The 14,837-nt window shown below is 41.5% G+C and carries 11 protein-coding genes; 10 read left to right on the top strand and 1 reads right to left on the bottom strand.

Annotated features, from left to right (window positions below):
* The first annotated feature begins 148 nt into the window (after nucleotides 1-148).
* The 6 genes from MKX62_RS20165 (at nucleotide 149) to MKX62_RS20140 (ending at nucleotide 7,479) form a co-directional block, all read left to right on the top strand.
* Entirely contained in the window at nucleotides 149-1,648 is a 1,500-nt protein-coding gene (locus tag MKX62_RS20165; protein ID WP_067209755.1) for a lmo1851 family serine protease, read from the top strand.
* Nucleotides 1,649-1,894: 246 nt separating this feature from the next.
* Nucleotides 1,895-2,818, top strand: coding sequence for a CobW family GTP-binding protein (locus MKX62_RS20160; RefSeq protein WP_067209754.1), 924 nt, complete (start codon nucleotides 1,895-1,897; stop codon nucleotides 2,816-2,818).
* A gap of 146 nt (nucleotides 2,819-2,964) precedes the next feature.
* Complete coding sequence (locus MKX62_RS20155; RefSeq protein WP_340742166.1) at nucleotides 2,965-3,789, top strand: CAP domain-containing protein; 825 nt, start codon at nucleotides 2,965-2,967, stop codon at nucleotides 3,787-3,789.
* A gap of 176 nt (nucleotides 3,790-3,965) precedes the next feature.
* Complete coding sequence (locus MKX62_RS20150; protein ID WP_340742165.1) at nucleotides 3,966-5,396, top strand: spore germination protein; 1,431 nt, start codon at nucleotides 3,966-3,968, stop codon at nucleotides 5,394-5,396.
* Nucleotides 5,393-6,412 (top strand): GerAB/ArcD/ProY family transporter, encoded by a 1,020-nt coding sequence (locus tag MKX62_RS20145; protein WP_340742164.1) that lies wholly within the window; start codon nucleotides 5,393-5,395, stop codon nucleotides 6,410-6,412. The genes MKX62_RS20150 and MKX62_RS20145 overlap by 4 nt, the downstream gene beginning before the upstream one ends.
* Nucleotides 6,409-7,479: a Ger(x)C family spore germination protein gene (locus MKX62_RS20140; protein ID WP_340742163.1), complete on the top strand. Its 1,071-nt coding sequence runs from the start codon at nucleotides 6,409-6,411 to the stop codon at nucleotides 7,477-7,479. Before MKX62_RS20145 ends, MKX62_RS20140 begins: the two co-directional genes overlap by 4 nt.
* Before the next feature lie 40 nt (nucleotides 7,480-7,519).
* On the opposite strand, the gene MKX62_RS20135 is transcribed toward MKX62_RS20140, so the two are convergent.
* The gene (locus MKX62_RS20135) at nucleotides 7,520-8,866 is read right to left on the bottom strand and encodes an MATE family efflux transporter (protein WP_067209744.1); all 1,347 of its coding nucleotides are present in this window, start codon (nucleotides 8,864-8,866) and stop codon (nucleotides 7,520-7,522) included.
* 118 nt (nucleotides 8,867-8,984) lie between these two features.
* Between MKX62_RS20135 and MKX62_RS20130 the strand changes: the two genes are divergently transcribed.
* The 4 genes from MKX62_RS20130 to MKX62_RS20115 all read left to right on the top strand — a co-directional run bounded on the left by MKX62_RS20130 (nucleotide 8,985) and on the right by MKX62_RS20115 (nucleotide 14,682).
* Nucleotides 8,985-10,061: an undecaprenyldiphospho-muramoylpentapeptide beta-N-acetylglucosaminyltransferase gene (locus MKX62_RS20130; protein WP_187044959.1), complete on the top strand. Its 1,077-nt coding sequence runs from the start codon at nucleotides 8,985-8,987 to the stop codon at nucleotides 10,059-10,061.
* A 201-nt stretch (nucleotides 10,062-10,262) separates the two neighbouring features.
* Nucleotides 10,263-13,073 carry a 2-oxoglutarate dehydrogenase E1 component gene (locus MKX62_RS20125; RefSeq protein ID WP_187044958.1) on the top strand — a complete coding sequence of 937 codons (2,811 nt, stop codon included), beginning with the start codon at nucleotides 10,263-10,265 and terminating at the stop codon, nucleotides 13,071-13,073.
* An 83-nt stretch (nucleotides 13,074-13,156) separates the two neighbouring features.
* A complete protein-coding gene (odhB, locus tag MKX62_RS20120; protein ID WP_338656511.1) occupies nucleotides 13,157-14,377 on the top strand; it encodes a 2-oxoglutarate dehydrogenase complex dihydrolipoyllysine-residue succinyltransferase in 1,221 nt (406 codons plus the stop codon).
* Nucleotides 14,378-14,484: 107 nt separating this feature from the next.
* Nucleotides 14,485-14,682, top strand: a complete 198-nt coding sequence (locus MKX62_RS20115) for a DUF6501 family protein (RefSeq protein WP_338656512.1) — start codon at nucleotides 14,485-14,487, stop codon at nucleotides 14,680-14,682.
* The last annotated feature ends 155 nt before the right edge of the window (nucleotides 14,683-14,837 follow it).

The raw sequence follows: 14,837 nt of genomic DNA, 5'->3' as shown, positions 1-14,837 counted from the left end.
TAAGAAAGTATTAGTTTTTTGACTTAGAATAGTATCTAGCTCCAGGCGCTAGCCGCTCGGAGGTCCATAGGATGTTGGGCCACTAAGCCATTACTGCTGGATAAGATTGAATTGAATTTTGTATTAATAGTAGAGAGTGGGGAATGGGATGGAAGAGAATAATGGCCACGGACAAGAAATTGAACCAAATAGTCAACCGCCGGCAAACCGATATATAAAATTAAAACCGTTCTCTTTTGTCATGCTTGTATTCGGACTTGTACTGGCCACTGCCGCCATAACGTTTTTCGTGTTAACAACAGGTGATGATAAAGTTGTCGAAGTTGTGAGTCCACAAAAGCAATCGCTAAAGGACCGAAAAGAATTTGAAAAGTTATATAATGCCTATGATGAAATGAAAGGGAATTACTTCGAAGATATCGATGAAACAGCTGTCATCGATGGTGCCATCAATGGGATGATTGATGCACTAGGAGATCCGTATTCCGATTATTTAAATCAGAAGGAAGCTCGACAATTAAACGAGAGTATTTCGTCAAGTTTCGAAGGAATTGGTGCTGAAATTCAAGAGAAAAACGGATACATCAACGTTGTTTCTCCAATCAAAAATTCACCCGCAGAACGTGCAGGGATATTACCGAACGATACCATCATTGCGGTCGATGGTGAAAGTATACAGGGAATGTCATCATCAGAAGCGGTTCTTCTAATTAGAGGAGAAAAAGGGACAACTGTCACTTTAAGCATTAAACGTGGAGAAGCAGTTGAGCCAGTAGACGTAAAAATCAAACGTGACGTTATACCGATTGAAACAGTCTATGCTGAAATGCTTGACGATGGAATTGCACATATTCACCTCACAAGCTTCTCGGAAGGAACATACGATGAGTTGCTTGTTGCCCTTGATGAGATGGAAGCTAAAGGAATGAAAGGGTTAGTTGTCGATGTACGCCAAAATCCAGGCGGTAGACTCGACATAGCCATCAAAATATCCGATCTGTTTTTGGAAAATGGAAAGAACATTTTCCAGTATAAAGAAAAAGGTATACAACCAGAAATTTTTACAGCCTCTGGAAAAAGAAAAATAGGAGTTCCGGTTACGCTCGTCATCGATGACGGTAGTGCCTCGGCATCAGAAATACTGGCAGGTGCGTTAAAAGAATCTGCCAATGTGCCACTTATTGGTGTGAAAACATTCGGTAAAGGAACAGTTCAATCACCTAAAAATCTTCCTGACGGCTCGAATTTAAAACTAACTACAGCAAAATGGCTGACGCCTGATGGCAATTGGGTTCATAAAGAAGGAATTAAGCCCGATATTGAAGTGCCGTATCCATCTTATGCAATGCTTCCGTTTCTTGATCCAACAATAGAAATGAAAGTGGGCATGCTTTCACCTTCCATTAAATCAGCGGAAGAAATGCTTAAAGCCGTTGGGTATGAACCAGGTGAAATTGATGGCATGTTTGATGAAAAAACAACTCAGGCTGTCAAAAAGCTGCAAAAAGATTTAGCGCTGGACACGAACGGTATTCTCTTAGGAGAAACAACTTACGGTCTGATGGAAAAACTTCGGACGAAAATTCAAGAAGACGATCCACAGCTTATGAAAGCAAAAGAAGTTCTGCTTGAAAAAGTAGGGAAATAACTAAAAAGCGTCCAGTCCTAATCCGGCCGGACGCTTTTTTAAATGTCTATATAAGCTGAACGAAGGGTTTTTCATGGGGAGCCCAGCCCTAAGATAGTGCTAATCTAGCTAGTTTTAGGGCGAGAGACACCCCCTCGCGCTGAAGCGGATTCTAGGGAATTCTTTATTTCAACCCATCTAGTCCATCGTGTTCTAATCCGATAGGATGCTATGACTTTTTCTAATAAAATGAAAAGAGGCGTACATATGATTGATGTTTACTTATTTAGTGGTTTTCTAGGAAGCGGTAAAACGTCACTGTTACTTCATACAATTGCACAATTGAAAGAACAAGGAAAAAAACCGGCTGTATTAATGAATGAATTTGGAGCATTGCCTTTCGATTCAAATACTGTAGAAGGGGGAGCTGAAGTTCCGCTTAAAGAACTGCTAGATGGATGTATCTGTTGTACAGGTTCAGAGAAAACAGAGGCACAGCTTCAGGGACTGCTTGAAGAAAACGATGATATCGATGTCATCTTAATAGAAACAACGGGTGCTGCACACCCCGTGGAAGCACTAGACGCTATTTACTCACCTTTATTCGCAGACCGGCTTAACATAAAAGGAATTGTAACGGTTGCCGATTCGAAGCGTTGGCTGGAACGCGATAAGCTATCTCCGCAAGTACGCGCTTTATTCATGGAGCAAATTCGGCATGCTCATTTACTACTGGCGAATAAAGTCGATCTTCTAACTGAAGAGGAAGTAGCGAAAGTAACATTTGAACTATCGAGTTTCAATGAATCTGCTCCAATTATACAAACGGTGGGCGCAAAAGTTGCATTCTCCTTCATTGAGAAAACCTTAAGTTCATCGAAAAAAGGGACTGATAAGCAAATCATATCAGGAAAAGGCTTACCGCTTTCTTCAAAACTCCTTACATTCACTGAGAGTGTTACGAAAGAAGATTTCGAGAATTGGGTGAAATCCCTTCCTGATACAGTTTATCGGATGAAAGGTTATGTACCTATTAGCGGTTATAAAAATCCGTTTTTATTTCAATATGCGTATGGGATGGTCAACTGGCTCCCCGAATATGTCAAGATGGAAGCCCGTATTGTAATCATCGGGGAAGGGATCGAAACGTTGAATTATAAGGCCGTCAACCCCTTTTTAGATGAAAATTAAAGATAGTTGACCAGACTTATCCATTTCCATAGAATATGAGGTCCTTTGCTAGGGTATTTATTTAAGAACTGGATGAACTGGAAAAGAAACCCGATATTCTAAATCTCCCACGCGTTATGATAGATTGCGAAGGGAGGAGTAATGAGATGAAAAAATCGATTGCAGTACTCATGCTCGGTTCGGCGCTCTTACTGCCGAACAACAATAATGTAGAAGCTTCACAATTGGACAACAATGTACAGGTGCAAAAAGCACAACAGTACATTCAAAGTTACATAGGGGGGGACAAACAACCCGATATGTATAAAGTATTGCTTGAAAAAAATATAAATTTTGAGCAACTTTACAGTTTAGCGAAGTCTTATACAAAAAATATAGTGGTTGTTGACAAACATGTAAATAAGCCAGTTACAGTCAACCCAATCAAGAAACCGGTGAATAAGCCAGTTACAGTCAAGCCGGTAGAAAAACCAGCTACGACTAAGCCAGTACCGACACCAAAACCGGAAGCAACTCCACCGGTTAAGCCAGCACCGGAAAAACCTGCGGAAGTAGCACCAGTTAAACCTGCTGAAACAACATCAGATGCATCTGTTTCTGCGATTGAAAAAGCAGTACTTGACCTTACAAATGTTGAAAGACAAAAAGCAGGTCTTCAACCGTTACAAACAGATGCGAAGTTGATGAACTCTGCACGACAAAAATCAACAGATATGGCTTCAAAAGGATACTTTTCACATACAAGCCCGACATACGGCTCACCGTTTGATCAAATGAAGTCTAATGGTATAACGTATAAATCGGCAGCGGAAAATATTGCTATGGGGCAACGTACGGCTGAGGAAGTTGTAAAAGGATGGATGGAATCGCCAGGACATAGACAAAATATCTTAACGCCTGGATTCACACACATCGGCATCGGCTATGACAAAAACGGCAACTACTGGACACAACAGTTCATTCAAAAATAAGAGAAGTTAAAAGCTATCCTCCAGACTGATACTAATTCGGTTTGGAAGATAGCTTTTTTTCTGCTATTTTTTCGTGTACATACTGTCTTAAACCGTCGTACTTATAAACGGATTTCTCCAAGTAAATGTTTAAAAGTTTTCTGGCATGCTCAAACTCTTCTTAGGAGGTGAGCATGATGGGGGACATTGTATCGACTGACAGTTTGATTTTATACATAAAAAAGGTATTTCATAATTCTTCCGATTTATATGTTGAAGAAATGGAGTGGCAGAATGGTCCAGCTGTCATTTGTTATTTCACTACAATGACTGAAGGGGCAGAAGTGAACCGACAGCTTGAACTAATCAGGAAAAGGGCAGCGGACGGACTTGCCGATTGGGGAAAAACTGCAATCTCGTCTGTTCATGCTTTTTCCGTTTCTATGCTTACCCATAGTATTAGTTCAGGTTTCGTAGCCGTTATTTTTCCTGAAACAAATTTGTTATTGCAAATCATGATGCCGAAGTTTACTGTTCGCAGCCCTAACGAACCGGAAAATGAACATGTTATCCGCGGTCCGCACGAAGGGTTCGTCGAGGGATTTGATGCAAATATGTCCTTGATTCGCAAACGGCTTGCGATTCCAGATCTCGTCGTCCATTCACTGAGGATCGGGAATGATACTCAAACCCTTGTTAATTATATATATATTGACTCAATAGCGGATGAAAATGTCGTTGCCGATGTGAAAAGACGATTGGAGAACATTAAGTCGGATAAAGTTATTAGTACAGGTCAAATAGAGGATTACTTAGAAGATTCCGTTTGGTCGCCGTTTCCACAATTTCTCAATACGGAACGACCTGATCGTGTTGTTGCAAATTTGCTGGAAGGGAAAATAGCGATTTTTTCGAACAATTCTCCAACCGCACTGATAGCACCGGTCAATTTTTTTTCCTTTTATGAGTCTCCAGATGATTATAATGCACGTGTTCTAGTGGGTTCATTTTATCGGATTCTTCGCATATTAAGTTTTGTGACGGCCATTTTTTTACCTGCATTTTATATAGCTGTCATCGGTTTTCATTCTGAAATCATTCCACTGGAATTAGGTAAACAAGTGAAGCTGGCGGTGAATGCAATTCCGTATCGACCTATTTATGAAGCGCTCATTTTAGAATTGTTTATCGAGCTCATTCGGGAGTCAGCTATCCGTCTCCCCACCCCAATTGGGCAAACGATAGGGATTGTCGGTGGTCTGGTTATTGGTAATGCAATTGTTGATGCTGGTCTCGTATCGAATTTCATGGTAATCGTCGTGGCGATGACAGCCATTTCGAGTTTTGTCATTCCCTCTTGGGAAATGAATATGACAATCCGAATTATTCGTTTTCCATTTATGCTTGCCGCTTCGCTGTTTGGCTTCTTCGGCATAGCAATTGGTACACTTGTGCTTTTCATCCATCTGATGAATGTATCATCATTGAAACAGCCCTATTTTACGCCTATCGTTCCTTTTGATCCGTCGAAATTTAAAGATGCTTTCTTCAGGTCACCATATGTTCGTCTTAAAAAACAACAGAAAACGTTTACGCATGGTGCAAATAAAGAAGGTGGTGGACGTTGACGTTTAAATTGTCAAGAACCCAGTTTTTTTTATTTCTGTTTGTTATACAAACAGGCACTGTTTTTCTATCCTTTCAAACGCCATTCATCAATGTAACAGGGCGTGATGCATGGATTATTTTCATCGGAGTAGGCATTTTTCATTATGTTTTGTTGTTGTTATATGAAAGGAATTATATATTCTTCACGCCAGGTCCGATTGTATCTTGGCTATATAAAGGCTATTGGCTCCTTATTATCGTCTCCTTCATTGCTTATATTGATTATACGCTTGCGGTATGGGCATTCCCTGAAACACCCCAGATTGTCGTCATTTCAATCATGGTAGGCGTATCGTTGTATGCAAACTTAAGTCGTTCCGAAACCGTCATTAATCTAACAGTCATCCTCGTCCCACTGATACCGATCTTTTACTTTGTCTTGTTACTCGCATGGCCAGAATTCGTATGGACGAATTTATTCCCTGTAGCTAAAATAGATGGTTCAGATTTGTTAAAAGGGATTCTCGCTTCGCAGTTTACATTCATTGGTATTGAACTGTTTTTATTTTTTAGGAAGCATGTAGATAGCACACAAAAAATTAAAGGCTTACCACTGTTCATATATCAAATGCTATGGATGTTCTTTTTTTTCAGTACGGTCTTGATAACCCTTCTCTATTTCCCACTAAAGGAAATAGAAAGGATTCCTGAGCCAATCATGTATATTTTGAAATCGCAAACTTTCTCGTTTGTAGAACGGCTTGATTTATTTTTCATTTATATGTGGATGATGTGGAGTATCATCACGATATCCCTTTTTGCCTTTACTACAATGTACGTGCATCAGCTACATGCGAAAGGTCACCGGAAAAGAAATACGATTATTTTTCATATCCTGCTCGTCATATTACCGCTGTTCTTAAATTCGAAAGAACGTGTTGATATGATTCAAAATTCACTCGTCTATTTCCATTTGTTTTTCATAATTGTTGTTCCAACTATAGTCATACTCGTGAACAGGAGGAAAAGGAAATGAAGAGATTACTAATCCTATTGGTCTGTTCATTGTTATTAAGCGGCTGCTGGGATGAAAAACATTATAAGGATGTAACCAATGTATCTCTTTTTGGGGTTGAAGGTCAGCCGGGGAAGATCAAGGCGCAATTTGCGTTTCCGATATTTGAAGATGGGTCTATAAGTTATACAACAATCACAGGAAGTGGTGCCACTGTTCTTGACGCGAAAAACGACACGAATACGACGGAAGGGCTCGATATAGCTGAACTTCAAGTGTTGCTTATAACGGAGGAATCAGCCAAATCTGACTTATATAAGTATATCGATGCGTTATACAGAGCTCCACGCAATCGACTTAGCGCTCATTTGGCAATTGTCGAAGGGGAACTGGCTCCCTATTTTGAACAGCACGAGAATCTAGGGAATGATATTTCAATGTATTACTCAGAGCTGATTGATACTGCGGTCCGATATACATTGGTCCCTAAAGTGGATATTCAACAAGTATGTAGACTACTTTTTGAAAAAGATATATCTCTGGCACTTCCCTATATTAAAATTGGGAAAGAAAGCGGTATACCCGAAATTGCCGGTACTGCGTTGTTTAATAAAAGGGAATATACTGGAGAAAATTTAGATAAAGAGGAATCGGTCCTTTTCAATTTGTTAAGAAATAAACAGGGCAAATATACACGGCTTTCTTATATGTGGAAAAGTGGTAAGGCAGAGAGTCCACTTACAGTTGAGGTGATAAGAATTAATAAGGACTGGGAAATTTCAGATAACAAGATCGATGCGACCTATGAATTAAAAATTTCCGTTGAGGAATTTCCGCATGACAGTCTAGATGAAAAGAAAACAATAAAGGAAGTTGAGGATTTCTTATCAAAGGAATTAACAAAGGATTTTACTAAAGTGATTAAAAAACTACAAGCAGCTAACAGTGATGCTATAGGGTTCGGCCGACCAGTCCGTGCATTCCATCCCGCACTTTGGGAAAAAGGGGATTGGAATGACACATTTTCCGAACTGCCCATTAGTGTCAAGGTGAAAACTGAGATTTTAAGAACCGGTATATTAAATTAGTGAAAACCCGCAATGCATACTGCATTACGGGTTTTAGTGTTTATATAAATTTCTTTTTTTGAATATAGATTAACCGTACAGTCAGTGTAATCGCGCCAACTGTCAATCCGGCAATAAGGCCAACCCAGTAGCCATATGGTCCGAGTTCAGTAAACGTTGCCATCATATAACCAATGGGTAAACCAAGGACCCAATAGGAGACAATCGCCATGACGAATGTCATATTGACGTCCTTATAGCCTCGTAAGGCGCCTTGGACCGGAGCCTGAATTGCATCAGATAATTGGAACAGTGCAGCGTAGATGAAGAACTGAGTTGCCAATCCGATAATCTGTCCGTCTGTTGTATAAAGCGAAGCAATTGGCGCCCTGAAAACGAGAAGAATAGCAATTGACACAAAGCTAAACGCAACGGCAAGCCCGACACCAAGATAACTGTACTGTTTAGCATCGCGCATCTGTCCTGCACCGACGGCCTGACCGACAAGTATTGTCGCCCCCATCGAAATGCTTAGCGGCAACATATACAACAACGAAGTGAAGTTAAGCGCAATCTGGTGTGCGGAAATTACAGCCGTTGAATAGTTACTCATCATCAGTGTGACGGCGGAAAAGATACTTGTCTCTACAAAAATTGAAATCCCGATTGGCACACCAATGAATAAAATCACTTTCCATTTTTTAAATGAAATCTTTTCCCATCCTTTGAAAAGTGCGTATTCCTTAAAGGGCTTATGCTTCCACGCGACAGAACAAGCAATGAAGAATACGAGCCAATACGTTATACCGGATGCATATCCGGCCCCAGCTCCGCCAAGTTCAGGAAAGCCCCAATTCCCGTAAATAAGCAAATAGTTTATGAAGATGTTAATAGGGGCAGACAATAAAATGATGAACATCGAAACGCGTGTCGCTCCAAGCGCATCAAAAAATGAGCGTAGCACTGTGTAGGCAAAGAGGGGAAATAGGCCGAAACTCATTCCTGTCAAATAGTCCGCTGCTACAATGCGTACTTCAGCCTCGAGCGGCATTGCTTCTAGTATAGGTGCAACTGCGAATAGAATAATGGCAAAGACGATTGCAGCCAGTGCGACCGATACGTAAAGGCCTTGTTGAACGGAAGGTCGGACTTCCGCGTGGAGGCGTGCTCCGATGTATTGAGCGATGATCGGTGTAAGCCCCATTAAAATTCCAGCAAGCCCTGTATAAACGGGTACCCAGAAAGAAGATCCAATAGTAACTCCGGCAAGATGGTATGTATCATATCGCCCTGTCATAAGAATATCGAAGAACGTCATCATATACAGAGCGACTTGTGTAACGAGGATTGGCAAGACGATTGTTGCCAATCTGAACGGCTTTTTCTTCAGTGGAACTGCAGTTTCCAAATTAATCACCCTTTATTCTTCAATTAAACATCATTATATCATGACTCCTTTGCTATAATGGCAATGAGGTAAAGTTAAGTTACAATATATTTCTTAATATAGAAGAGGTGAATGGCCCATGAAACGGCCGGTTATATTATTGACAGGGGGCGGCACGGCAGGACACGTGTCCGTGAATGAAGCGCTTATCCCTGTGTTTAGCGAAAAAGGGTATGAAATTCATTACATTGGGTCGCATCGAGGGATTGAAAAAGAACTGATTGGCGATGGTTATCCTGAAGTTGTCTATCATCCCATTCAAAGTGGTAAACTGCGGCGCTATTTCTCTATGAAAAACTTTACAGATCCGTTCCGTGTTGGTGCGGGGGTTCTACAAGCGTTAGCGGTTATTAGGAAAGTCAAACCAGAAATAATTTTCTCCAAAGGCGGTTTCGTATCAGTGCCTGTCGTCTTGGCGGCGAAAATGGCGAAAGTACCTGTTGTCATTCACGAATCTGACGTAACGCCAGGACTTGCGAATAAAATGGCTTTACCTTTTTCAAATCATATTTTTACAGTGTTCGAACAAACCCTAAATTATGTACCCGCTGGCAAAGCGACTTGCTCCGGTGCAATCATCAGACCCGAGTTGTTCAATGGCACTCGGGAAGAAGGCTTGCGCATTGCCGGCCTGTCAGGTGAGAAACCTGTCCAAATTATAATGGGCGGAAGTCAGGGTTCCTCAATACTCAACGATGCTGTTCGAAAAGATTTACCTGCCATTTTGCATGATTTCGATATTATTCATCTTTGCGGGAAAGGGAATCTAGATGAAACGCTTGAAGGTACACCCGGCTATACACAATTTGAATACGTAACAGAAGGGTTACCACATTTATTAGCGGCGTCTGATTTTGCGGTTTCTAGAGCTGGATCAAATGCAATCTTTGAATTACTGGCATTACGTAAACCGATGCTGCTTATTCCACTTTCTGCTGCAAAAAGCAGAGGGGATCAGATTTTGAATGCCAATCATTTTAAATCGCTCGGACTCGCACATGTATTGAAAGAGGAAGATGTGGAGCTACGCCCACTATCCGAAGAATTCGCATCTTTTGTAGATGAGAAAGACAGTTTGATCGGGAATATGAAGAAAGTAGCAACACCCAAAATACCGGAAGAAATGGTTGAAATGATCCTGTCACACCGAAAATAGCTGGAAGAGACTATTCTCAGTTTTTCGGTGGGTTAATGAATGGTTGCAAGTAATGAGAATCCAGTGTATTCTTGTTGACGGTAATAAAGTTAAAGAGTTAACGCTAAACCCTTTAAGTTAAAGTGTTTGCGTGTTAAAATTAACGAGGATAAAAAAATATAAACACAATATGCCTTTTGGCAAATGTGGAGGTCATTTTACATGTCGAACAATGCTGACGCTCATCGTTCCCCCTATGCTGCTTTTTCGGGTCCGAACCTTGGGTATATAATGGAAATGTACGAACTGTTCAAAACGTCACCTGAATCTATAGATGCTGAACTTGCCGAGATGTTCAGCCGTTTTGGTGCGCCTACAATGAGCAACACAGAGCAAGACAAAGCGGTCGGGGCAGTAGCTCCTGGCGATTTCGGTAAAGTATTCTCCGCCTATCAGTTGCAAACAGCCATCCGTACATACGGACATCTTGCAGCAGATATCTATCCGCTTAGCGATCGTCCAAAAGATTCAACACGTCTTGAACTTTCCACTTATGGACTTACAGAAAGTGATTTACAAGCAATGCCAGCATCTCTTTTCTTTAAAAATGTTCCTGCAAGTGTAGAAGATGGGCTTGAAGCAGTGAATTATTTGAAGTCATTATATACAGGTAAAATCGCCTATGAGTTCGATCATGTTATTGACGAAGAAGAAAGAAACTGGATTCAATCTAAAATCGAAAACGGGAATGTTTCCGCTACACTATCTGTAGATGAGAAAAAAGCACTTCTCGAACGATTGACGAAAATTGAAGGGTTTGAAAAATTCATCCACCGGACTTTCGTCGGAGCGAAACGGTTCTCTATTGAAGGTCTTGATACATTAGTTGTCTTCCTTGACGAACTTGTTCGTCTTTCTGAAGAACAAAAAATGAAAAAAGTATTGATTGGGATGGCCCACCGTGGTCGCCTAAACGTACTTACACATATTTTAAATAAACCTTACGAAACAATGTTTGCACAATTTGCGGGTGTTCCTGAAGAACCATTCCTTCCAACAGATGGTTCACTTGAAACTACACGCGGTTGGTTCGGCGATGTGAAATACCATATGGGTGCCTTATACAAGGGGCAATCGGGCATGCAGCGTTTCCTTGCGTATAACCCATCCCATTTGGAAGTCGTCAATCCTGTTGTTACAGGACAAACAAGGGCTGCACAGGAAAATACGGATAACCCGGGTATTCCTGTACTAGAAACAGATGCTGCTTACGCAGTACTTATCCACGGGGATGCAGCATTCCCAGGACAAGGAATTGTGCCAGAATCATTCAACTATAGCCGTGTTCGTGGATTCAAAACAGGCGGTTCTATTCATGTCATCGCGAATAACATGATTGGATTCACAACTGAATATTACGATTCTAGATCAACACATTATTCTTCAGACCCTGCAAAAGGCTATGAAGTTCCAGTATTACACGTCAATGCGGATAGCCCTGAATCAGTTATCGCAGCTGCATCATTCGCATTCGAATACCGTCAAAAGTTCAGCAAGGATATTCTGATTGATCTTCTTGGCTATCGTCGTTATGGACACAATGAAATGGATGAACCTCTTGTGACGAATCCGGTTATGTACCATTCAATCCATGAACATCCAACAGTTCGTGCACTGTACGGATCTGAACTTGCATCTGAGAACATCTTGACAGAAGAAGATGTAACGAAACTGGACGCTTCAGTTTTTGCAACGATGCAAGCAGCATACGACAAAGTAAAAGAACATACTTCAGAAAAAACATTGATTTCAAACGCTACGCCTGAAGAAGTACTTGCAGGGTATCCAAGAGATCTTGAAACTGGCACGGACGAAGCTAATCTTCGCCGCATCAATGAAGAGTTACTCATTTATCCTGAAAACTTCAATGTATTTGGGAAGCTTGGAAAAATCCTGAAACGCCGTGAAGATCCGTTCAACGGAAAAGGGAAAATCGATTGGGCACATGCCGAAACACTAGCATTCGGTGCAATCCTTCAAGACGGTAATCCAATCCGTATGACAGGTCAGGACGTTCAACGTGGTACATTTGCGCACCGCCACGTAGTCCTTCACGATGAAAAAACAGGTGACGAACTTGTTCCACTTCACCATATTAGCGGTTCGAAAGCATCATTCGTCGCATATAACAGTCCATTGACAGAAGCTGCAATTGTCGGTTATGAATTTGGCTATAACTTAGAAGACCAAAAAGTATTATCAATTTGGGAAGCGCAATATGGAGACTTTTCGAATATGGCACAAGTAATGTTCGATCAGTTCGTCTCTTCAAGCTATTCTAAATGGGGTCAGCAATCCGGACTCGTCTTGCTATTACCGCATGCGTATGAAGGGCAAGGACCTGAACACTCAAGCGCAAGACTGGAACGCTATCTGCAACTTTGTGCGGAAAATAACTGGACGGTCGCTAACCTTTCTAGCGCGGCGAACTATTTCCATATACTTCGCAGACAAGCAAAAATGCTTGGTGATAAATCGATGCGTCCACTTGTTATTGTGTCACCCAAATCACTTCTTCGTCACCCGCTTGTCGGTGCTGATGTCAACGATTTGACAGAGGGCCACTTCCAAACGGTGCTAGAACAACCTGGAACAGGCAAGAATACTGATAAAGTTGAGAAAATCCTATTTGCAAGCGGTAAAGTGGCGATTGATCTTGCTGAACGTGTGAAAGATGGCAAAGGCTTCGATCATTTGCATATCGTTCGTGTGGAACAGCTCTACCCGTTCCCAGCTGATAAAATTAGTGATATCATTTCTCGTTATCCAAACGCCAAAGAACTTGTTTGGGTACAAGAAGAACCGAAAAATATGGGGTCATGGCATTTTGCAAATTCTTATATCCGTGAAGTTGCGGATGGTAAGAAAGTATCCTATGTTGGACGAATTCATCGTTCAAGCCCTTCAGAAGGTGACGGCGAATCTCACAAGATCGAACAAAACCGCATCTTAGATGAGGCATTGAAGAAGTAAGCCTTATTTAGTTTAATTTAATCAACATATGAAATATTGATTGTTAACACCGTACTAACGGTAGACTCGAGGAGGAATTTATTGTGGCAGAGATCATAGTACCAGAACTTGCAGAATCGATTACAGAAGGAACGGTTGCACAGTGGTTGAAACAACCAGGTGAAAGCGTTGAGAAAGGTGAATTCATCGTTGAACTTGAAACAGACAAAGTAAACGTTGAAATCATTTCAGAAGAAGCAGGAATTGTCCAAGAACATCTAGCAGCAGAAGGCGATACAGTCCAAGTCGGCCAAGTTATCGCAATTGTTGGTTCTGGTTCAGGCGCACCGGCTGCAACTCCATCTGCACCAGCAGCGGAAGCAGTTCAAAAAGTGGAAGCAGCACCAGTTGCTCCAGCAGCTACTGAAGATGCAAGCGGATCAGACCGTACAATCGCAAGCCCAGCAGCACGTAAACTAGCTCGTGAAAAAGGCATCGACCTTGCAGCGGTATCACCAGTGGACCCAATGGGACGCGTTCGTGTTCAAGATGTTGAAGCACACGGTACTGCACCTAAAGCACAACCAGCAGCTGCCGCACCAAAAGCAGCTGCAGTAGTAGAGGACGGACGTGTAACTCGCGAGAAAATGACACGTCGTCGCCAAACAATTGCAAAACGACTTCTTGAAGTTAAACAATCAACAGCAATGCTTACAACATTCAACGAAATCGACATGACAAACGTTATGGCACTTCGTTCACGTAAGAAAGACCAATTCTTCGAGCAAAATGATGTTCGTCTAGGATTTATGTCATTCTTCACGAAAGCAGTTGTTGCTGCACTTAAGAAATATCCTTATGTTAACGCAGAAATCGATGGCGATGAAATCATTCTTAAAAACTTCTACGATATTGGGGTCGCTATATCAACAGATGGCGGACTAGTTGTACCAAACGTAGTTGACGCTGATCGTAAAAACTTTGCAGAAATCGAAGGAACTATCGTAGAACTTGCGAAAAAAGCACGAGACAACAAATTGACAATCGCAGATATGACAGGCGGTTCATTCACAATTACAAACGGTGGTGTTTTCGGATCACTTATGTCAACACCAATTATGAATGGTGCTCAAGTAGGAATCCTTGGCATGCATACAATCCAAAAGCGTCCAGTAGCTATTGGTGATAATGTTGAAATCCGTCCAATGATGTATGTGGCTCTTTCTTATGACCACCGTGTTATCGATGGTAAAGATTCAGTTGGCTTCTTGAAAATGGTAAAAGAATTGATTGAAAATCCGGAAGATCTACTTCTAGGTTCTTAATAAGAAAAGCGCTCGAAATCTAGACAAAAAATAGTTAGGTAATCGGCCCGTTATTGTTAGCGGGTCGATTTTTCCTTATACACTCCATAGAAAAGGCGTGATTAACAATGACATTCAAAGATTGGATGACTGCACCTGCAATCCGTACTGTCGTCTGTAAGCATGCAGACGCTGAAAAGTATGTAGTGAACAATGTTCTGACACCAGGTAAAGAGTATGCAGTGAAAAACGAAACAGATGAATTCATTTTCATTCTCGATAATTCCGGTAAAGTCGGAGGCTATTATAAAACGTATTTTGAATAAACAAAGGCACAGGGCGCCGTTATAAAGGTACGCAGCCATTGCCACGTCCTGTGGCAATAGGCTACGTGACCTACATCCTGTAGGCCCGTGACAGGCATGACGAGGAACGGCGACGCGGCGTTTTTGCCCGGGAAGGATGCAGTTCAATCCTTCCT

The sequence above is a fragment of the Sporosarcina sp. FSL K6-5500 genome (assembly GCF_038005665.1).
GTDB classification, from domain to species: Bacteria; Bacillota; Bacilli; order Bacillales_A; family Planococcaceae; genus Sporosarcina; species Sporosarcina psychrophila.
Note: the sequence above shows the minus strand (reverse complement) of the source record. Positions and strands in the feature narration are given on the sequence as shown.